At 67.1% G+C, this 20,237-nt stretch carries 12 protein-coding genes and 6 pseudogenes; 3 read left to right on the top strand and 15 right to left on the bottom strand.

The genetic code is table 11. The features are described 5' to 3' along the window. Positions 1 to 49 precede the first annotated feature (49 nt). From FRZ33_RS06160 to FRZ33_RS06150, 3 genes and pseudogenes are all read right to left on the bottom strand, one after another. A pseudogene (locus FRZ33_RS06160) lies at positions 50 to 805 on the bottom strand (efflux RND transporter periplasmic adaptor subunit); the annotation flags it as partial. A gap of 10 nt (positions 806 to 815) precedes the next feature. After that, a complete protein-coding gene (locus FRZ33_RS06155; protein ID WP_146908440.1) occupies positions 816 to 1,019 on the bottom strand; it encodes a YgaP family membrane protein in 204 nt (67 codons plus the stop codon). A gap of 22 nt (positions 1,020 to 1,041) precedes the next feature. Beyond that, positions 1,042 to 2,310: an NAD(P)/FAD-dependent oxidoreductase gene (locus FRZ33_RS06150; RefSeq protein ID WP_146908438.1), complete on the bottom strand. Its 1,269-nt coding sequence runs from the start codon at positions 2,308 to 2,310 to the stop codon at positions 1,042 to 1,044. Positions 2,311 to 2,412: 102 nt separating this feature from the next. Between FRZ33_RS06150 and FRZ33_RS06145 the strand changes: the two genes are divergently transcribed. Beyond that, positions 2,413 to 2,754 (top strand): ArsR/SmtB family transcription factor, encoded by a 342-nt coding sequence (locus FRZ33_RS06145; RefSeq protein ID WP_227978171.1) that lies wholly within the window; start codon positions 2,413 to 2,415, stop codon positions 2,752 to 2,754. 18 nt (positions 2,755 to 2,772) lie between these two features. Here FRZ33_RS06145 and tkt read toward each other — a convergent pair whose 3' ends face one another. The 9 genes and pseudogenes from tkt to FRZ33_RS06095 form a co-directional block, all read right to left on the bottom strand. Then, positions 2,773 to 4,773 carry a transketolase gene (tkt, locus tag FRZ33_RS06140; protein WP_146908435.1) on the bottom strand — a complete coding sequence of 667 codons (2,001 nt, stop codon included), beginning with the start codon at positions 4,771 to 4,773 and terminating at the stop codon, positions 2,773 to 2,775. A gap of 102 nt (positions 4,774 to 4,875) precedes the next feature. Beyond that, positions 4,876 to 6,060: a dicarboxylate/amino acid:cation symporter gene (locus tag FRZ33_RS06135; RefSeq protein ID WP_227978168.1), complete on the bottom strand. Its 1,185-nt coding sequence runs from the start codon at positions 6,058 to 6,060 to the stop codon at positions 4,876 to 4,878. Positions 6,061 to 6,177: 117 nt separating this feature from the next. Then, on the bottom strand, positions 6,178 to 7,710 hold the full coding sequence (locus tag FRZ33_RS06130; protein ID WP_227978166.1) for an alanine/glycine:cation symporter family protein: 1,533 nt from the start codon (positions 7,708 to 7,710) through the stop codon (positions 6,178 to 6,180). Positions 7,711 to 7,767: 57 nt separating this feature from the next. Continuing rightward, a pseudogene (locus FRZ33_RS06120) lies at positions 7,768 to 8,921 on the bottom strand (EAL domain-containing protein). A 96-nt stretch (positions 8,922 to 9,017) separates the two neighbouring features. Then, positions 9,018 to 11,127, bottom strand: a pseudogene (locus tag FRZ33_RS06115) (type IV pilus secretin PilQ). 75 nt (positions 11,128 to 11,202) lie between these two features. Then, positions 11,203 to 11,727, bottom strand: coding sequence for a pilus assembly protein PilP (locus FRZ33_RS06110; RefSeq protein ID WP_146908428.1), 525 nt, complete (start codon positions 11,725 to 11,727; stop codon positions 11,203 to 11,205). After that, positions 11,723 to 12,365, bottom strand: a pseudogene (locus FRZ33_RS06105) (type IV pilus inner membrane component PilO); the annotation flags it as partial. The pseudogene FRZ33_RS06105 and the gene FRZ33_RS06110, both read right to left, overlap by 5 nt. Continuing rightward, positions 12,362 to 12,973, bottom strand: coding sequence for a PilN domain-containing protein (locus FRZ33_RS06100; RefSeq protein WP_146908425.1), 612 nt, complete (start codon positions 12,971 to 12,973; stop codon positions 12,362 to 12,364). The pseudogene FRZ33_RS06105 and the gene FRZ33_RS06100, both read right to left, overlap by 4 nt. Then, the gene (locus tag FRZ33_RS06095; protein ID WP_146908422.1) at positions 12,973 to 14,031 is read right to left on the bottom strand and encodes a pilus assembly protein PilM; all 1,059 of its coding nucleotides are present in this window, start codon (positions 14,029 to 14,031) and stop codon (positions 12,973 to 12,975) included. Before FRZ33_RS06095 ends, FRZ33_RS06100 begins: the two co-directional genes overlap by 1 nt. 244 nt (positions 14,032 to 14,275) lie before the next feature. Between FRZ33_RS06095 and FRZ33_RS06090 the strand changes: the two are divergent. Beyond that, positions 14,276 to 16,722, top strand: a pseudogene (locus FRZ33_RS06090) (penicillin-binding protein 1A). Between the two features lie 16 nt (positions 16,723 to 16,738). Continuing rightward, positions 16,739 to 17,359 carry a hypothetical protein gene (locus FRZ33_RS06085; protein ID WP_146908420.1) on the top strand — a complete coding sequence of 207 codons (621 nt, stop codon included), beginning with the start codon at positions 16,739 to 16,741 and terminating at the stop codon, positions 17,357 to 17,359. A 58-nt stretch (positions 17,360 to 17,417) separates the two neighbouring features. Here the strand turns inward: FRZ33_RS06085 and FRZ33_RS06080 are convergent, their stop codons facing one another. From FRZ33_RS06080 to FRZ33_RS06070, 3 genes and pseudogenes are all read right to left on the bottom strand, one after another. After that, entirely contained in the window at positions 17,418 to 18,707 is a 1,290-nt protein-coding gene (locus FRZ33_RS06080) for a citrate synthase (protein WP_146908417.1), read from the bottom strand. 237 nt (positions 18,708 to 18,944) lie between these two features. Further along, complete coding sequence (locus FRZ33_RS06075; RefSeq protein WP_146908416.1) at positions 18,945 to 19,187, bottom strand: type B 50S ribosomal protein L31; 243 nt, start codon at positions 19,185 to 19,187, stop codon at positions 18,945 to 18,947. A gap of 83 nt (positions 19,188 to 19,270) precedes the next feature. Further along, positions 19,271 to 20,201 (bottom strand): annotated as a pseudogene (locus tag FRZ33_RS06070) (nucleoside hydrolase). Positions 20,202 to 20,237: the final 36 nt, after the last annotated feature.

Here is a 20,237-nt window from a genome sequence, read left to right as displayed (position 1 = left end):
TGGCGCCGGGCTGCAGCCCGGTCTCCGCTTCGGGAAGCTCGACCCGGACCTTGAAACTGTGCGTGGCCGGGTCGGCGTACGGGAACACGATGACCTGGGCCGCCTCGACCCGTCCGCCGCCGGGCAGGACCACGGTGGCCTGGCCGTGCTCACGGATGGTCGCCACATCGCTCTGCGGAACTTCGACGTTCACCCGCAACTGCTGCAGCGACAATCCGGATACCAACGGCTGCCCCGGCTGCACCGATTCGCCGACCTCGACATGGCGCTGGGTCAGGATGCCGGAATACGGCGCGCGGATGACGGTGTAGTCCACCTGTTCGCCGGCTTCGCTGACGCCGGCGCGGGCCGAGTCCAGGGCCGCGCGGGCGGCGTCGCGGCGGGCGCGCGCCTGGTCCAGCGACGCACGCGACAGCAGCTGCTGTTTCACCAGCTCTTCGGTGCGACGGTACGACGATTCCGCCTCGATGTAGTCGGCCTGCGCCGCGTTGAGCGCGGCCGAGGCCCGGCGCTGGGCCGAGACCTGTTCGACATCGGTGAAACGCACCACCACCTGCCCGGCCTCGACGTAGTCGTTCACGTCGAAGGGCAGTTCCAGCACGCGACCACGCGTCTGCGCCGACAGCGTCGCCTGGTTCACGGCTTCGACGACGCCGTCCCAGCTGCGCTCGCGGGCATGGTCGCGCGCTTCGACCACGAGGGTCTCGAACGCAACCGGAGGCGCCGTAGCGGGCGCCGGCGCTTCGGCGGCGCAGGCGCCGATCAGCAGCGTCGCAAGGGCGATGGCGGGCGTGGCGCGCTTCATCTTCGTCACCTCACTTGAAGGCGCAGCCGGACTTGAAGCCGAGCCTGGCGAACAGCATGGCCGCCGGGCAGAAGCCCGTGAAGGACGCCTGCACCAGGTTCAGGCCGACGAAGACGGTGAGCAGCAGCCACCAGGGCGAGATGAAATAGGTGAGTGCGACGCTGGCGAGGACCATCAGGCCGGCGAAGGCCATCACGGCACGGTCGATGTTCATGGGGTTCTCCTTTGGGTTGGGATCATTTCAGGCGCAGGATGCCCAGTGCCTTGAGCACGTATTTCTCGTACACCGGCTCGGTGTTGCCGGACTTCATCTTGGCCAGGAAGTATTTTTCGAAGGCCACCTTGGCCAGGTGCACCCACTTCCCCACCCTGGCCCAGGTCACGTTGCGGGGCGGGAACTGTGGCAATGCCACGAACGCGGCACCGGTGTCGCCCATGTCGGCCAGGCAGATGGCATTCCAGGTGGCGACGGCGTCGGCGGGTTCGCCGGCGATGTCCGCGGCGATGTTGCGGGCGATGGCCGTGACCATGGACTCGATCATGAAGCCGGTCTTGGGCGCACCGGTCGGCACTGGCGTCGCTTCCACCGGCGGTATCGCGACGCAGACGCCAGCCGAGAACACATTGCGGTACTTCGGGTTGCGCTGGTGGGCGTCGATCTGCACGAAGCCGCGCGGGTTGCACAGGTCGGCGGCGCTGCGCACGGCGTCCACGCCGGTGAAGGCCGGCAGCACCATCGCGTACTTGAATGGCAGCTCGTGCATGCCGAGCGACTTGGCGTGGGCGTCGAACTCCTCGACCGTCATCAGGCCCTCGTCCACACGTTGGATACGCGCGTTGACGATCCACTTGATGTGGCGCTGGCGGAATTCGGATTCGAGCAGGCCCTTGGAATCGCCGACCCCGCCCAGGCCCATGTGGCCGACATAGGGTTCGCTGCTGACATAGGTGATCGGCACGCGGTCGCGCAGCTTGCGCTTGCGCAGGTCGGCGTCGAGGATCATCGCGAACTCGTAGGCCGGGCCGAAACAGCTGGCGCCGGCAGCGGCACCGACCACGACCGGGCCCGGATCCGCCAGGAAGGACTCGTAGGCCTGCCAGGCCGACAGCGCGTGCGGGGTGGTGCAGATCGAGTGGGTGAATGCCTCCGGCCCCAGCCCGGGCACTTCGTCGAAGGCCAGGCGCGGCCCGGTGGCGATCACCAGATAGTCGTATCCGACCCGGCGGCCATCGCGCAGGACCAGGTGGTTGGCCTCGGGCACGACCCGGGCCGCCCCCACCGGATCGAAACCGATGCCCTGTCGCGCCAGGGGCTGGGCGACGGCGATCTGGATCTGGGCCGGCTGGCGCCAGCCCACCGCCACCCAGGGGTTGGAGGGCGTGAAGCTGAAGTTTTCGCCATCACCCACGACATGGACGCGGTGTTCGCGGCCCAGCAGCGCGCGCAGCTCGTAGGCGACGCTCATGCCGCCGATGCCTGCCCCCAGAACCACGATATCCGCCATGTCTCGATTCCTTGCCGGCAGAGCCCTGCCCGGTCGTTATATTAGTGATTGCTTATTTAGATTTCAAGCATAATATGCCCAGCCACCCCAGAGAGCCCTGACATGAGTCAAACCAGCCGCCCACGCCCGAGCGACCATTCGCCGGCGCTGCAGATGCAGGCACGGGCCGAGGAAGCGGACCTGCTCAAGGCCATGGCCAACCCGCAGCGCCTGCGGGTGCTGTGCCTGCTGATCGAAAAGGAGATGTCGGTGGGCGAAATCAACGCCCTGGTGGACCTGAGCCAGTCGGCGCTGTCACAGCACCTGGCGGTGCTGCGCGAGAAGAACCTTATGAATACGCGCCGCGAAGCGCAGACCGTGTATTACTCGGTCAGCGACGGCCTGGTGCACGACATCATCGAGACGCTGCACGGCGCGTTCTGCGCCAACGACGGCCGGCCCTGAGCGGCCGGCCCGGCAGGATCAGCGCAGCGCTTTCGCCGCCGCCACCACCGCTTCGGTGGTGATGCCGAAGTGCTTGTAGAGCTGGTCGGCCGGCGCCGAGGCGCCGAAGCTGTCGATGCCGACCACGGCGCCGTCCAGGCCCACGTACTTGCGCCAGAAGTCGGTGACGCCGGCTTCCACCGCGACACGCTTGCGGCACCAGGACGGCAGCACTGCCTCGCGCCATTCGACCGGCTGGCGGTCGAACACGTCGGTGCTCGGCATCGAGACCACGCGGGCCTTGATGCCCTCGCCCGCCAGCTGGCGCATGGCTTCCATCGCCAGCTCCACTTCGGAACCGGTGGCGATCAGGATCAGGTCGAATTTCGCCTCGCCCGGGTCGGACAACACGTAACCACCGCGGGCGATATCGGCGACCTGCTGCGCATCGCGCGGCTGGTGCGCCAGGTTCTGGCGGCTGAAGACCAGGCAGCTCGGGCCGTCGGTGCGTTCGATCGCCGCCTGCCAGCACACGGCCGACTCGACCGCGTCGCAGGGACGCCAGACGTCGTTGTTCGGGATGTAGCGCAGTGCGGCCAGGTGTTCGACCGGCTGGTGGGTCGGACCGTCCTCGCCGAGGCCGATCGAGTCGTGGGTGAACACATGGATGGCACGGGTCGGGATCAGGGCCGACATGCGCAACGCGTTGCGCGAGTAGTCGGAGAACACCAGGAAGGTCGCGTCGTACGGGATGAAACCACCGTGCAGCGCGATGCCGTTGCTGATCGCACTCATGCCGAACTCGCGCACGCCGTAGTGCACGTAGTTGGCGTTGGCATCGTTCGTGGTGACCGACTTGCTGCCCTTCCACAGGGTGAGGTTGGAATGCGCCAGGTCGGCGGAGCCGCCGATCAGTTCCGGCAGCAGCGGGCCGAAAGCGTCCAGCGCCATCTGCGAGGCCTTGCGCGAGGCGACCACCGGGCCGTCCTGCTGCAGTTTTGCGGCGTAGGCGCGGGCGGCATCGGCGAAACCTTCCGGCAGTTCGCCGTGCGAGCGACGTGCCAGTTCGGCAGCCAGCTCCGGGAAGGCCTTGGCGTAGGCGTCGAACAGGCGGTTCCACTGCTCCTCGCGCACCAGGCCGGCATTGCCGGCGCGCCAGCCGTCGGAGATCGCCTGCGGGATCTCGAACGGGGCGTGCGGCCAGTTCAGCGCCGCGCGCGTGGCGGTGATCTCGTCCTTGCCCAGCGGCGCACCGTGGCTGGACTCCTTGCCCGCCTTGGTGGGGGCGCCGAATCCGATCGTGGTGCGACAGCAGATCAGGGTCGGCTTGCCGGTTTCGGCCTGCGCGGTCTTGATGGCCTGGGTGATCTCCTGCGGATCATGGCCGTCGACATGGCGGATCACCTGCCAGCCGTAGGCCTCGAAGCGCGCCGCGGTGTCATCGGTGAACCAGCCGTCGGTGTTGCCGTCGATCGAGATCTTGTTGTCGTCCCAGAACGCGATCAGCTTGCCCAGGCCCCAGGTGCCGGCCAGTGAGGCGGCTTCGTGCGAGATGCCCTCCATCAGGCAGCCGTCGCCCATGAAGACCCAGGTGTGGTGGTCCACGATCTCGAATTCGGGGCGGTTGTAGCGCTGCGCCAGCAGGCGCTCGGCCAGTGCCATGCCGACGGCATTGGCCAGGCCCTGGCCCAGCGGGCCGGTGGTGGTCTCGACGCCCGGGGTGTGGCCGAACTCGGGGTGGCCGGCGGTCTTGCTGTGCAGCTGGCGGAAGCGCTTGAGCTGCTCGATCGGCAGGTCGTAGCCGCTCAGGTGCAACAGGGCGTAGACCAGCATCGAGCCATGGCCGTTGGACAGCACGAAGCGGTCGCGGTTGAACCACTTCGGGTTCTGCGGGCTGTGGCTCAGGAAGTCGTTCCAGAGCACCTCGGCGATGTCGGCCATGCCCATGGGCATGCCGGGGTGGCCGGACTTGGCCGCCTCGACGGCGTCCATGGCCAGGAAGCGGATGGCGTTGGCGAGATCGCGGCGGGAAGGCGTCATGGGAGCGGAGCGTCCAGATCGGGGCCCGGGGCCGGGCCGACGGGGCGCTATTGTCGCCGACCCGGCGCGCGCTGTCGCGCTTGCGCCGGCCCCGCCGGGGTGTTACCCGGGCGTGGCGGCGGTGGCCGGGGCCTCGGCGTCATGGCCGCGCTCGCTGCGGCCGATCACCACCGATCCGACCATGTCGCCGCCGACGTTGACCACGGTGCGGCACATGTCCAGCAGCCGGTCCACGCCCAGGATCAGGCCGATGCCCTCCGGCGGGATGCCGAACATCGCCAGGATCATCGCGATCACCGGCAACGAGCCACCCGGCACGCCGGCCGCGCCGATGCCGCCCAGGATGCACAGCACCAGGATCATGACCTGCTGCACCAGGCTCAGTTCGACCCCGAAGAACTGGGCCAGGAACAGCACGGTCACGCCTTCGAACAGGGCCGTGCCGTTCATGTTGGCGGTGGCGCCCAGGGTGCAGACGAAACGCGCGACACGCCGCGGTACGCCCAGGGCTTCTTCCGTCACCTTCAGGGTGGTGGGCAGGGTGGCGCTGGAGGACGAGGTGGAAAAGGCCGTCAGCAACGCCGGCTGCGCGCCGCGGAAGAAGCCCAGCGGCGACATGCCGCCGAAGGTGCGCAGCAGGATCGGGAAGACCACGAAAAAGTGGATCGCCAGCGCCGCCAGCACCGTCGCGACGAAACGGGCCAGCTGGACCAGCACGTCGAAACCCAGCTTGGCCGTGATCGAGAACAGCAGGGCGGCCACGGCATAGGGCGCCAGCCGGATCACCCAGTCGATCAGCTTCAGGCAGATGTCGTAGACGCCCTGGATGGTCGCCACGAAGCTGCGAGTGCCGTCGCTTCGGATCACGGTCGCGGCGACGCCGAACATCAGGGCGAAGAACATCACCGCGATCAGGTCGCCGTTGGCCGCCGCCTGCACCGGGTTGCGCGGCACGATGTTGAGCAGGATGTCGATGCCCGACACCGCCTCGCGACCGGCGGCGATCTGGGCGGCACGCTCGCCGGTCTGCGCCATGATCTGCTGGCCCAGTTCCGGCGCGATGCCCTGCCCGGGCTTCACCAGGTTCACCGCCACCAGGCCGATGGTGACCGCCAGCGAGGTGACCACCAGGATCCAGACCAGGGTCTTGGCGCCGATGCGTCCGAGTGAGCGCGGATCGCCGATCTCCACCACGCCCAGCACCAGGGCGGAAAACACCAGCGGGATCACCAGCATGAACAACAGGCGCAGGAACAGCTGGCCGATCGGGTCGGCGACATAGCGCACCAGGGGTGGCCAGCCAGCCGGCATCGGCCGCCAGCAGGTTGGCGGCCAGGCCCAGGCAGACGCCGACCACGAAGCCGATCAGCATCTTGGTGTGCAGGGACAGGGTGGACATGCGCTTTACTCCGTGTTTCGGCCGACCGGGCGGATCTCGCCGGACCGGAGCCGGGCAAGATAGCTGTCGAGCTCGCGCTTGACGACCGGCATCAACAGGTAGACGCCGATCAGGTTGGGAATGGACATCAGCAGCAGCATGGCGTCGGCGATGCCGACGATGCTGCCCAGCTGCATCGAGCAGCCGACCACGGTCATGGCCAGGAACAGCACCTTGAACAGGTTCATGGCCAGCACAGATTCGCCCGTGAGGAAACCCACGGCCTTGGTGCCGTAATAACCCCAGGTGATCATGGTCGAGTAGGCGAACAGGAACACGACGCCGGTGAGCACGTAGGGGAACCACGGGAACACCGAGGCGAAGGCCCCCGAGGTCAGCGCCACGCCATCCAGGCCCGAGTGCAGGTACTGGCCGGAGACGATGATGATCAACGCGGTCAGGGTGCAGATCACGACGGTGTCGATGAACGGTTCCCAGAGCGCCACGAACCCTTCGGTCAGCGGCTCGCGGGTGCGCACCGTGGAGTGCGCGATGGCGGAAGAGCCCAGTCCCGCCTCGTTCGAGAAGGCCGCCCGGCGGAAACCGACGATCAGCGCGCCCAGCATGCCGCCATAGGCCGCTTCGCCGCTGAAGGCGCCGTGCAGGATGGCGCCGATCGCCGCCGGGATCCGCTCGGCGTTCACCAGCAGCACGGCCACACCGGCCAGCAGGTAGATCGCGGCCATGGCCGGGACCAGCCGTGCGGTGACGCGACCGATGCGCGAGATGCCGCCTACCACGACGATGCCGGTGAGGATGGCCAGGCCGATGCCGAACAACCAGCCCTTGCCCGCCATCGGCCCTTCCGCGCCGCCGGTGACGGCGAACACCTGCGCGTAGGTCTGGTTGGCCTGGAACAGGGCACCTGAACCCGCGGCACCGCCGACGATGCAGGCCGCGTAGAACACCGCCAGGCTCTTGCCCAGCCCGGCGAGCTTCGGGTGGTTCGCGGCGATGCCCTGCTGCAGGTAGTACATCGGTCCGCCGGAAACGCTGCCGTCGGCGTTCTGGCGCCGGTACATCACACCCAGCGTGCATTCGACGAATTTCGTGGACATGCCGAGCAGGCCGGCGACGATCATCCAGAAGGTGGCGCCGGGGCCGCCAACGGTGATCGCGACCGCGACACCGGCGATATTGCCCAGTCCGACCGTGCCGGAGACGGCCGATGTCAGCGCCTGGAAGTGGCTGACCTCGCCCGGCCCGTTCGGCTCTGCGTAGTCGCCACGGATGACGCGGTAGCCATGCAGGAATCCGCGCAGGTTGATCAGGCGGAAGTAGGTGGTGAATACGCAGGCGGCGATCACGAGCCAGATCACGATCACCGGTGCGCTCAAGCCGCCCGGAAGTGGCACTTCGACGAAGACGACGGCCGAGAGCACGTCGGCAACCGGGCCGAAGATCGACTGGATGAGGTCGTCGATGCCCGCGCCGGCCCGGGCATCCGGGGCGGCGGCGATGGCTGCACCGACTAGACGCGACAGGGTCTGGATCAACACGGAGTCCCGGGTGTCTGAGAGCCCCCGAAGCTTACCAGCGCCATGGACCTCGCGCGCTCATGTACTTGCCAGGATTTGCGTCAACGACTGCGGTCGGCCGATCAGGTAGCCCTGGGCATACTGGCAGCCCAGGCGGCGCAGGGCCTGCAGCTGCTCCCCGGTCTCGATGCCTTCGACCACGATATCCGCCGACAACGCGCGCCCCAGCTGCACGATGGTCTCTACGATGGCCATGGCACGTGGTTCGAGCAGCATGTTGCGGAGAACGCCTGGTCGACCTTGATCGTATCGAAGGGCAGCCGGTGCAGGGTGTCGAGATGCGAATACCCGGTGCCGAAATCGTCCAGCGCCACCTTGATTCCGTGCTGGTGGCAGAGCTCGATCAAGCCCGCCACCAGGTCATGGTCGAGTACCTGGCTCTCCGTGATCTCCAGCTTCAGGCTGCCGCGTGGCAGATCCGCCGCATCCACCCGTGCGACGATGCGTTCGACCAGCCCCGGATGCGCCAGTTGCCGCGAGGATACGTTCACCGCTACGAACGGCGCGCGGTAGGCCCCGGACGCGAGCAGGCTCGCAATGGCACAACAGGCCGTGTCGATCACATATTCGCCAACCGGGACGATCAATGAGGTTTCTTCTGCCAGGGCGACGAATTCGACCGGCGAGATCCAGCCCGTTCCGGATGATTCCAACGCACCAGGGGCCTCGAAGCCTGCAACCTCGGTGCGCGCCACATCCATCAGGGGCTGATAGCTGAGCTCGAGCTGGTGCCCGGCCAGGGCCTCGCGCAGTTGCGCCTCCAGCCGCATCTTGCTGATGCCGAGCTGCTCCGATGGCGATGCGGTGTCCGGGGCCTGCTGTTTCCCCTGCAGGGCCGCCAATGCTCCGCGGTATCGCTTCAACTGACCCTCAAGCAACGAGCGCACGATCGGGTCGGTTACGGCCAGCCGATCCGCGAACTGCTGGCGATCGATCGGAAACAGGACGCAGGCGCTGATGGCGGTCGCGGTCGCGGTCCTCGGCGCGTCGTCTATCACTGCCATCTCGCCCACCAGGTCCCCCGGCCCGAGCAGGCTGAGGATCACCTCGTGGCCGCGATGGCGGGTCTTCACCTCGATCGCGCCGGACTCGATCAGGAAGGCGGACCCGGGATCATCACCTTCCTGGAACAGCCGCTCGCCGGCCTCAAGCTGGATCCGCAACGACCTCATCCGGCCTCCTCGTCATGCGTGCACACCTTTCCAGTACGCATAACGGCACAGGGCCGCTTTCGCGGCCCTGTGGCGGTCGAGCGGTTGTTGCGCGGATCAGCCGCGGTCGCCAGCGACCTGGAGGACGCGCGGCGTCACGAAGATCAGGAGTTCGGCCTTCTCGACCTGCTTGTTCTTGTTCTTGAACAGGTTGCCGAGCACCGGCACGTCGCCCAGGAACGGCACCTTGCGCAGGTCTTCGCGATTGCTGAACTCGTACACGCCGCCGACCACGACCGTCTGGCCGTTGTCGATCAGCACCGCGGTGCTGACCTCGCGACGGGCGATCTGGGGCACGAAACCACCCGCCGGGTTCGCGATCAGCTCGCTGACTTCGTCCTTCTTCACCATCAGGTTCAGGTAGACGCGGCCGTCCTGGGTGATGGTCGGCGTGACCTTCAGCTCAAGCAGCACTTCCTTGAACTCGACGGTAGCCTGCGCAACCGCACCCGGCGTGGTGGCCGGCTGGATCGTCAGGTAACCCACTTCGTCGCCCTGGCGGATGATGCCTTCGCGCTGGTTCGCGGTGATGACGCGGGGTTGGAAACCACCTCGCCACGGCCCTCTTCCTCGAGCGCGGACAATTCAAGATCCAGCGAGATGTCGCTGCGCAGGATGCTGAGGTTGAGGATGCCGGCAGGCGTGGAGGCCGGCAGGCCCACCACGGGAAGCCGGAGTCGGAGGTCGATTCGCCGGCTTCGGCGGCACCCGGCAGCGTGCCGACGCGGTCCTGGACACCGAAGATCACGCCGAGTTCGCGGGCGAAGGTCTCGGAAGCAACGACGATGCGGGCTTCGATGAGGACCTGGTCGACCGGGCGGTCAAGCGTGGCAAGCAACGTCCGGATTTCATCTACCTTCTTGGGGATATCGACAACGAGCAGCGTGTTGGTGCGGCTATCAAAACTGACGCTGCCGCGGGGCGACAGGAAGCCCCGGCTGCCGCCAGTTGACCCACCACCTGACCCACCACCCTGCGCCTGCTTGCTGTCTTCCGTCAGCAGCTTGGCGATGTCCTCGGCGTTGCCATAGTTGATCGGGATGTATTCGGTAACCGTCTCTTCGCGGTCCTCGAGCGCGATGCGTGCATCGGCCTTGGCCTTCTCGAAATCGGCGATTTCCTTCTGCGGTGCGATCCAGATGACGTTGCCGTCGCGGCGCTTGTCGAGCTGCTTGGCACGCAGCACGATTTCCATCGCCTGGTCCCAGGGCACGTTGATCAGGCGCAGGGTGACGTTGCCCTGGACAGTATCCGAAGCCACCACGTTGAGGTTGGATTCCTCAGCGATCAGCTGCAGGACCGTGCGTACCGGCACGTCCTGGAAGTTGAAGGTGACCGCGCGGCCGACATAACGCTGCGTCTCGGAACCTTCGGCGACTGCACCAGCAGCCCGCCCGGTCTTGGCAGCGGCGATCACGGCGCCGCGCTTGGGCGCGATCTCGATCACGTATTCGTTGCCGGTCTGGTAGGCCATCGAGTCATAGGCGCCATTGGTGTTGATCACCAGACGGGTGCTGCCGGCGTTCGCATTCGGTTCCAGGCTCTGGACCGGGGTGGCGAAGTCGGTGACGTCGAGGCGGCGACGCAGGTTCTCGGGGATGCTGGCATTGGCGACGTCCACCACCACCTTCGAGCCTTCGTTGCGCATATCGGCCGCCGCGCCATCTCCACTGAAGCGGAGGATGACGCGACCGGCGCCGTTCTCGCCACGACGGAAGTCGATGTTGGCGACCTGGATGTCCGATGCGACCTTCTTGGTCGGATCGGACGAGCTCGCCATCGCGTTGGCCGCATTGCTCTGGACCGCACCGGCATCCACCGTCAGCACCAGCAGGTTGCCTGCGCTGCGGGTCGTGTAGCTGGCCGGCCGGAACAGGTCGACCACCACCCGGGTGCGGCCGCCGGCTTCGACCGCGGAAACCGCGGAGGTAGCACCGCTGCCGATCACAACCCGTCGCTGGCTGAGGCCATTGGTGGTGTCGGGGATGTCCACCGCGATGCGCGGCGGCGTATCCGTCGTGAAGGCCTGGACGTCACCCACCGGCTCGGCGAACTGCAGGGTGATGTCCACCTTGCCTCCGGGGGCCGAGGCGTAACGCACGTCCTGGAGGACGTTCGCGGCCATGGCGGACAGCGACGTCGTCAGTCCGACGGCGAGCGCTCCCATGGCCAGCAACCAAGTGCGCTTGGTGCCCATCCCCTGGCCGATCGTTTTATTCGCGGTCATCGTGCATTCCCCCAATCAATTGTCTTCAAGGGCGATCTTGGCTTGACGCTCAAGCCAGCCACCCGCCCCATCAGGTACGAGTTCGACCATTTCGATACGGTCCTCGAAGACCGCGGTGATGCGACCGTCGCTGAGACCCATGTAGTTGCCAGGACGGACCCGGTAGGTCACCCGGTCCGGTCCCATCACCAAGCCGACGATGTTGCCGCTGGCGCCAATGGTGCCGACCATGTCGAGACTGTCGAGCGGGAAGGCTTCGAGAACCTCCTTGCGGCGATTCGGGTCAGGCCTCAGGGCATTGCTCGAATTGCTGTCCGGCGCCGGCTGGCTGAACGGGTCGCGCAGGTTCTGCGCAGCGTACTCGAAGGTTTCAAACTGCTTCATGACCGGCAGCGGGTCGAGCGGTGGCGCCGGCCGGGCCTTCACTTCCGCCACCCAGGCCTCAAGATCGCCGCTACCGCGCGTGCACGCCGGCAACAGGACCACCATGGCGGCGATGAGCAGGCCCGGAAGCGCTTTGCTGTTGGTGGACGAGGCCATCACTTGGCACCCCGTTGCTGGCCGTCGAACCGGCGCCCGCGACCTCTTCTTCGTCAAGGTAGCGGTAGGTCTTCACGGTCCCCTCCAGCACAAGGGTGCTGTCGTTGGGCCCGCGCGGCTTCAGTGAGATGTCATGCATGGTCATGATCACCACGCGCGGCAGCGAGGCCACGCCGCTGACGAAGGCACCGAACTGGTGGTAGGTGCCCACCATGCGCAGCGCGATCGGCTTCTCGGCGTAGAACTCGAGCATGGTCTCCGCACCAGGCTGGAACAGCTCGTTGTTGATGCCGCTGGCCAGTGCCGTCTGCGAAACATCGACGATCAGGTCGGGCATCTCGTTCTTGCTGGGGAGCTGGCGCAGCATCTGCTGCAGCATCACTTCCATCTGCGCGAGCTGCTGCTTGAGCGGCTCGAGATTGGCGGCACGTCCCTGCTTGCCCCAACTCTTCGCGCAAGGTGACTTCGGTCTGTTCTTCGCTGGCCAGCACCAGGCGCTGGTCGCTGACGAAGAAGTACCAGGCCAGGCCGACAATCACCACGCCAAGCAGGATGCACGCGCCGATCTTGACCTGGAACGGCCAGGACCCGGTGTTGTTGAAATCGAGATTACGGAGGTCGATCTTCTTGCTGCTCATTTCGCACCTCCGGCAACGACGGCAGCCGGGGCGGTCGCGGACGGATCCGCTGCAGCCTCTTCACTGCTCGGGCTCTTCAGCCGCACCTTGAGCGAGAACACATTGGGCAGGCCCTTGTCGGTGCCCTTGGCCTCGATGATCGACAGGTCGGGGCTCGCCATCCAGCCCGACTCCTCCAGGTTGCGCATGTAGGAGCTGACCCGGGCATTGGACTGCGCCAGGCCTTCCAGCGTCAGGGTCTGGCCGTTCTGCTTGATCGAATTGAGGCGCACACCCTCCGGGATCGTGCGCACCAGCTCATCGAACAGATGCACCATCTGCGAACGGCTGGCCTGCAGTTCCTCGATCACCTGCTTGCGTGCGAGCAGGTTGGCCTTCTTCTTGTCCAGTTCCTCGATTTCCTTGATCTGCTGGTCAACGAGGACGATCTGGTCGCGCAGGTACTGGTTGCGGTTCTGCTGGCCTTCGATCTGGCCGTTGTAGTACATGACGATCAGGAAGCTCAGCAGCAAGGCGGCCGCGCCCGCCAGCCCGAGCATGCTCATGAATTCCTTCTGGCGCAGCTTGCGCCGTTCGGCGCGCCAGGGAAGTAGATTGATTCTGGCCATCAGTCGAAGCTCCTCAAGGCCAGGCCGCAAGCGATCATGAGTGCCGGAGCATCCTGCGCCAGGGCATGAGCCTGGACGCGGGGACCGAGCGCCATGTTGGCGAGCGGGTTAGCGATGACGGTGGGGACGCCGAGCTGCTCCTCCACCAGGTTGCCGATACCGGCGATCGAAGCGCAGCCACCCGCCAGAACCACCTGGTCGACGCGGTTGAAGTCGCTGCCGGCGTAGAAGAACTGCAGCAGTCGGCTGACCTGCTGGACCAGCGCCTCCTTGAACGGCTCCAGCACCTCGACCTCGTAGCTCTCCGGCAGGCCGCCCTGGCGCTTGGCGAGACCGGCCTCGTCGTAGCTCAGGCCATAGCGGCGCATGACTTCGTCGGTCAGCTGCTTGCCGCCGAAGACCTGCTCGCGGGTGTAGATGCTGCGCTGGCCGCGCAGCACGTTCAGCGTGGTCATGGTCGCGCCGATGTCCACCAGGGCGACGATCGCGTCCTTGGGCACCGACAGCTGGTCGGACACCAGCTTGAAGGCGTTCTCCATCGCGAAGGCCTCGACGTCGATGACCTTGGCGCTGAGGTTGCCCAGTTCCAGCGCCGACTGCCTCAGTTCGACGTTCTCGGTACGGGAGGCGGCCAACAGGACCTGGATCATCTCCGGGTTGTTGGGCACCGGCCCGATGACCTCGAAGTCGATGCTGACCTCGTCGATCGGGTACGGGATGTAGTTCGAGGCCTCGAGCTGGACCTGGTCCTCGAGTGAATCCTCGTCCAGGTCGCCCTGGATCGGGATGATCTTGGTGATCACCGACGAACCGGAGACCGCCGCCGCGGCGTGCCGCGCCTTGGTTCCCGAGCGGGCCACGGCCCGCTTGATCGCCTCTCCGACCGCCTCGACCTCGACGATGTTCTTCTCGACCACGGCATTGGGCGGCAGCGGCTCGACCGCGTAATGCTCAACGCGGTACCGCCCGCCGGACTCGGTGAGCTGCAAAAGCTTGACGGCAGTGGAACTGATGTCCAGGCCGACCAGCGGTGTCTTGGCATTTCCGAAAAGACCCACGGTTTCTCCCCTTCCGACGGGCGCTTACAAGCGATTGGTGCGCCGTTACATTAAATAACGAAAAATTCCCAAATGGCAATGCCCCCTTCATTGGGACGCACCGCCACCGGCCGGCCTACCCCTTCGCGCTCCCCATTTAGACGCAAATGACCCCGGAATCCGGCCGCCCCCACGGCAGTTCCGGGCCATGGCACGTTCTATACTCCCTGCCCCATGTCGATGTAAACCTCGGGAGAGGCCCTGGATGGCCCGATTTGTACGCCTGCTGCGCCGGGCACTGATTATGTTCGCCGGTCTGGCCCTGCTGGGCCTGATCGCCCTTGGTGTCCTGTACTGGCTCATCGCCCCCGCCTTCCCGACGTCCATAACTGCGCAACGTCGAGCTCCAGGTCCCGCTCAGCATCTACACCCGGGACGCCAAGCTGGTCGCACTGATCGGTGAGACTCGACGCTACCCGGTCGAGATCGAGGACGTGCCCCCGCACGTCAAACATGCCTTCATCGCCATCGAGGACGCCCGCTTCTACGAGCACCCGGGCGTGGACTGGCGCGGCATCAGCCGTGCCGTGTGGCTGCTGGCGACCACGGACGACCGTCGCGTCCCGGGTGGCAGCACCATCACCCAGCAGGTCGCCAAGATGTTCTTCCTGAGCTCGGAATACTCGTACACGCGCAAGCTCACCGAGATATTCCTGGCGCTGAAGATGGAGCGGGAACTCAGCAAGGACGAGATTTTCGAGCTCTATCTCAACAAAAGCTTCTTCGGCAACCGGGCTTACGGCGTCGCGGCCGCCGCCGAGTTCTACTACGGCAAGTCGCTCGACCAGCTGACCTTGGCCGAAGCCGCCATGCTGGCCTCGATCCCGAAATTCCCGTCCAGCGGCAACCCGATCATCAACCCCGAACGCGCGCTGGTGCGCCGCAACTACGTGCTGCAGCGGATGCGCGAGGAAAACCTGATCACGCCGGCGCAGGAACAGGCCGCGCAAGCCGAACGCGTGAACGCCAGCCCGCACGAGCCCAAGATCGAGGTGGAAGCCCCTTACGTGGCCGAGATGGTCCGCGCGGAAATGGAGCAGCGCTACGGCGCCGAGGCCACCACCAGCGGGCTGAAGGTCTACACCACGCTGGACAGCACCCACCAGCAGGCGGCGGCGCTGGCCGTCCGCTCGGGCCTGATGGAATACGACCGCCGGCGCGGCTGGCGCGGTGCCGAGGCCCAGCTCGACCTGCCGGCAGGCGAAACACCCGAGGCCCTGCGCAAGCGCCTGCGGCCCTACCCGACCGTGGGCGGCCTTGCGGCGGTCCTGGTCACCGGGACTGCCGGCGGCAAGGCCGACGTACTGACCAGCGCCGGCACCGCACTGCAACTGGACGCGGAAACCAGCAAATGGACCGGCAAGAACCCGCAGCAACTGCTCAAGCGCGGCGACGTGGTCCGGCTCAACCTGGACCCTGAAACCGGCAAGCTGCAGCTGGCCCAGATCCCGCTGGCACAGGCGACCCTGGTGTCGCTGCAACCCGAGGACGGTGCCATCCGCGCCCTGGTGGGTGGCTTCAGTTTCGGCCTGAACAAGTTCAACCGCGCTACCCAGGCCCAGCGCCTGCCCGGCTCGAGCTTCAAGCCGTTCGTGTACGCCGCGGCCTTCGAACGCGGCTTCTCGCCGGCCAGCATCGTGCTGGACGCGCCGGTGGTGTTCCGCGACCGGGCCGGCAACGTCTGGCGGCCGCAGAACGACGCCGGCAACTTCGCCGGCCCGATGCGCCTGCGCGAGGCCATGGTGCAGTCGCGCAACCTGGTCTCGGTGCGCCTGCTCGATGCCATCGGCGTGGACTTCGCCAGCCGCTACATCACCCAGTTCGGTTTCAGCCAGGAAAGCCTGCCGCCGAACCTGTCCATGTCGCTGGGCACCTCGTCGCTGACGCCACTGTCCATTGCCCGGGGTTACGCCGTGTTCGCCAACGGCGGCTACCGCGTGGATCCCCGGTTCATCGACAAGGTGCTCGACCGCAACGGCGTGGTGCTGTCGGAAGCCGATCCGGTCCGCGCCTGCCGTGGCTGCCCCGGCCGTGCGGCCGGCGAGCAGCGCGCCACGTCGGTGGTGGACGGCTTCGACTTCAGCCCCGAGGGCACCGCCCGCCGCCGGCCGAAACCGTGGCTGTCCCGGCCGGACCCGAGCCAGCAGACGGCCCGGTGAAACTGGCGCCGCGCGCGATCGACGAACGCACCGCGTTCCTGGTCAGTTCGCTGATGAAGGACGTGGTCAAGCGCGGCACCGCGACCGCCGCCAAAGTACTCGAGCGTGATGACCTGGGCGGCAAGACCGGTTCCACCAACGAGCACCGCGACGCCTGGTTCTCGGGTTTCGGCGGCGACCTGGTCACCACGGTCTGGGTCGGCAAGGACGACTTCTCCACCTGGGCCGCGGCGAATATGGCGGCAAGGCCGCGCTGCCGATCTGGATCGGCTACATGCGCGTCGCGCTCAAGGACGTGCCGGTGGTCGAACTGGTGCCGCCGCCGGGGATCGTCACCGCCTCGATCAGCCCGGCCACCGGCCGCCTGCTGCCCGAAGGCACGCCGGGGGCGATGACCGAATACTTCAAGCGCGAGGACTACGAGCGCATCGCCACCAGCGGCTTCGACCTGGACCCGCCCCTGAGCAACGAAGAGGCCTTCGACATCTTCTGAGTCCCGGGAGCACGACATGAGCCCGCGCCGACACGACGACACCAGGAGCCGGCAACAGCGCCTGCAGGTGGCCGAGGCGGCCGCCCGGCTGCTGATGGAAGGTGGCGCGGACAGCCCGGAGGCCGCCAGGCGCAAGGCTGCGGCCCGCCTGGGCCTGCGCGACGAAACTCTGTGGCCCACGGGCGAGGAGGTCCGACAGGCCCTGGGAAGCCGCCAGCGGCTGTTCCAGGCTGCGCCGGGACCCGACCTGGGCCGCCTGAGGTCGGCGGCGCTGGAGGCCATGGGCTTCTTCGCCGCCTTCGATCCGCGCCTGGCCGGCCCCGTGCTCGAAGGCGGCGTGGGGCCGGACGCCACCGTCGTCCTGCACCTGCACGCCGATGATCCGGACGCCCTGGCCCGCCTGCTGCACGACCAGCGCATCCCGGCCCGCCAGCGCAGCCGCCGCCTGCGGCTGCAGCGCGACCGCACGGCCGACGTCCCCTCCTGGCAGTTCGAAGCCGACGGCATAGCCTTCGAACTGCTGCTGTTGCCGGCCAGTGCCCTCAGGCAGCCGCCCCTGGACGCAATCGACGACCGTCCGATGGCGCGCGCCTCGGCTGCCGCGCTCAAGCGCCTGATGGACGATCCGCCGGACTGACCTGGAAAACAAAACGCCCCGCAGTGCGGGGCGTTCCGGGTTTGCGCCGGAGTGCGGTTCAGCGCTTGTCGGCAGGCACGTAGTCGCGGCTGGCGGCGCCGGTGTAGATCTGGCGCGGGCGGCCGATCTTGGCTTCCGGGTCGGTCTGCTGCTCGAGCCAGTGGCTGACCCAGCCGGCGGTGCGGGCGATGGCGAACATCACCGTGAACATCTCGGTCGGGATGCCCAGCGCCTTGTAGATGATGCCCGAGTAGAAGTCGACGTTCGGGTAGAGCTTGCGCTGCACGAAGTACTCGTCCTTCAGCGCCGCCTCTTCCAGCTTCATCGCCACTTCCAGCATCGGGTCGTTGACACCGAGCTCGTTGAGCACCTGGTGGCACATCTCGCGGATGATGGTCGCGCGCGGGTCGAAGTTCTTGTACACGCGGTGGCCGAAGCCCATCAGGCGGAAGCCCGAGTTCTTGTCCTTGGCCTTGTCGATCGCGCCCTGCACGTTGCTCGCGCTGCCGATCTCGGCCAGCATCTTCAGCACCGCCTCGTTGGCGCCGCCGTGCGCCGGGCCCCACAGCGCGGCCACGCCGGCGGCGACGCAGGCGTAGGGATTGGCGCCGGTGGAACCCACCAGGCGGACCGTGGAGGTGGAGGCGTTCTGCTCGTGGTCGGCGTGCAGGATGAACAGCAGGTCCAGCGCGCGGGCGGCGACCGGCTTCATCATCAGCGGCTCGCTCGGCACTTCGAACATCATGTGCAGGAAACGCTCGACGTACTCGAGGTTGTTGCGCGGGTAGCGCACCGGCCAGCCGATCGAATAGCGGTAGCAGGCGGCGGCGATCGTCGGCACCTTGGCCAGCAGGCGGATCGCCGCCAGGCGGCGCTGCTCGGGATCATCCAGGTCCAGGTCGCTGTGGTAGAACGCGGCCAGCGAGCCGATCATGCCGCACAGCATCGCCATCGGATGCGCGTCGTGGCGGAAACCGCCCAGGAAGCCCTTGAAGGCCTCGTGCATCATCGTGTGGTGGGTGACTTCGTGCTCGAACTTGTCGAACTCCTGCTTGTTCGGCAGTTCGCCGTTCATCAGCAGGTAGCTGACCTCGAGGAAGTTGGAATGCTTGGCCAGCTGCTCGATCGGGTAGCCGCGGTACAGCAGCACGCCCTCGTCGCCGTCGATGTAGGTCACCGCGCTGCGGCAGCTGGCGGTGGCGACGAAACCCGGGTCGTAGGTGAACAGGCCCGTCTCTTTCGGCAGTCGGGTGATGTCGACGCAGGGTGCGCCGAGGGTGCCAGTATGGACGGGAAGCTCGACGTTTTTGCCGGCGGCGTTGAGCACGACGCTCTTGTTGTCGGACACGGGCTGACTCCTTGCAGGGGATGGCGCGATCCGCATCCACGAAGGCTCAGGCGCGGCGATCGCAACATAAAGTGAAGGCGCCGCCCGGGGCGACCACCATGCGCCGAAGTATCTCACAGGCCCTGCGGGCAAGTCAGTTACGGGGGCATGAACCTTGGTACGGGGTCACGGAAACGCGAAAGGCCACCCGTCGGGGTGGCCTTTCGTGGTCCGCGTCCCGGTCGCCCGGGACGGCGCTTACTTGGCGTAGCGCTTGCGGAAGCGGTCGACGCGGCCGCCGGTGTCCAGCACCTTCTGCTTGCCCGTGTAGAACGGGTGCGAAGCCGAGGTGATGTCGACCTTGATCAGGGGATATTCATTGCCGTCTTCCCACTTCACCTTCTCCTTGCTGGAGAGGGTCGAACGGGTCAGGAACGCGAAGTCGGAGGACAGGTCCTGGAAGACGACTTCTTTGTAGTTCGGATGGATGTCGGCCTTCATGGCTAAAGCTCCGCCGGGTTTGCGTGGGGAAAGACGGGGATTATAGGCCGGCCGCACGGGCCGCCGCAAGCCCGCCCCTGCCTTCAGGCCCCCAGGGCCGCCCGCAGCTGGGCCTGGAACCGGGCCGGGTCGTAATCCATCACGATCCGGGCATTCGCCGCCCGCCCGGTTCTTTGCTGCCAGTCCACCAGGGTCGCCCCCGGCTGAGCCGGCCTTCCAGCTCGACGGCCAGGTACCGGTGTTCGGCCCGGAGCACCCCATCCGGCTGCAGGGCCGCAGCCATGGCCAGGGCGTCGGCACTGTGCCAGTGGGTGCCCCGCCGCTCCTCGGACCACTGCCGGGTGAAGCGGGAGATGCCGTCGTAGAACCGGGCCCGGGCGTCCCCGGCGGCCAGCCAGGCCTCGAAATCCCGGTGCAGGAAACCGTGCCGCAGCACCGCCTCCCAGTCCACCAGCTCGAACCGGGGAAGGCCCGGAACACCACCTCGGCCGCCTCCGGGTCGAAGGCGATGTTGAATTCGGCCGGGACCGAGGTATTGCCCAGCCCGGTCACCGCGCCGCCCATCACCACCAGGCGGCCGATGCGCGAAGGCAGGTCCGGGTCCAGCCGTACCGCCAGCGCCAGGTTGGTCAGCGGCCCCAGGGTGACCAGCAGCAGCCGGCCCTCGTGTTCGCGCGCCAGCCGGATGATCGCCAGCGCGGCGTGTTCGGACTCGGCCTGCCGTGCCGCCGGGACATGGCCGGTGCCACCGAAACCGTCCTCGCCGTGTACGTAGGCCGCATCCTCGGCCGCATGCACCAGCGGCACCGGGCAGCCGGGGTACACCGGCACCTGCACACCGGCGACTTCACAGAGCTTGAGCGCGTTGGCGACGGTGTGGCGCAGGCCGACATTGCCCGCCGCGATAGTCAGGCCGAGCAGTTCGTGGCGTGGGTCGCCAAAGGCCATCAGCAAGGCCAGGGCGTCGTCCACGCCCGGGTCGGTGTCGATCAACAGCGGGATGCGTTCGTCCATCCGCGGATTGTCGCAGATCGGACGCCCGCATCCCGC

The sequence above is a fragment of the Arenimonas daejeonensis genome, assembly GCF_007993735.1.
Classification (GTDB): Bacteria; Pseudomonadota; Gammaproteobacteria; order Xanthomonadales; family Xanthomonadaceae; genus Arenimonas; species Arenimonas daejeonensis.
This window is presented reverse-complemented; position numbering and strand designations above follow the sequence as displayed.

What these genes read in the sequence shown, in the direction of transcription:
- FRZ33_RS06150 (WP_146908438.1), bottom strand. Translation starts at nt 2,310, where the DNA reads ATGGCGGATATCGTGGTTCTGGGGGCAGGCATCGGCGGCATGAGCGTC.
- tkt (WP_146908435.1), bottom strand. Translation starts at nt 4,773, where the DNA reads ATGACGCCTTCCCGCCGCGATCTCGCCAACGCCATCCGCTTCCTGGCC.
- FRZ33_RS06145 (WP_227978171.1), top strand. Translation starts at nt 2,413, where the DNA reads ATGAGTCAAACCAGCCGCCCACGCCCGAGCGACCATTCGCCGGCGCTG.
- FRZ33_RS06110 (WP_146908428.1), bottom strand. Translation starts at nt 11,727, where the DNA reads ATGGCCTCGTCCACCAACAGCAAAGCGCTTCCGGGCCTGCTCATCGCC.
- FRZ33_RS06085 (WP_146908420.1), top strand. Translation starts at nt 16,739, where the DNA reads ATGAGCCCGCGCCGACACGACGACACCAGGAGCCGGCAACAGCGCCTG.
- FRZ33_RS06075 (WP_146908416.1), bottom strand. Translation starts at nt 19,187, where the DNA reads ATGAAGGCCGACATCCATCCGAACTACAAAGAAGTCGTCTTCCAGGAC.
- FRZ33_RS06100 (WP_146908425.1), bottom strand. Translation starts at nt 12,973, where the DNA reads ATGGCCAGAATCAATCTACTTCCCTGGCGCGCCGAACGGCGCAAGCTG.
- FRZ33_RS06155 (WP_146908440.1), bottom strand. Translation starts at nt 1,019, where the DNA reads ATGAACATCGACCGTGCCGTGATGGCCTTCGCCGGCCTGATGGTCCTC.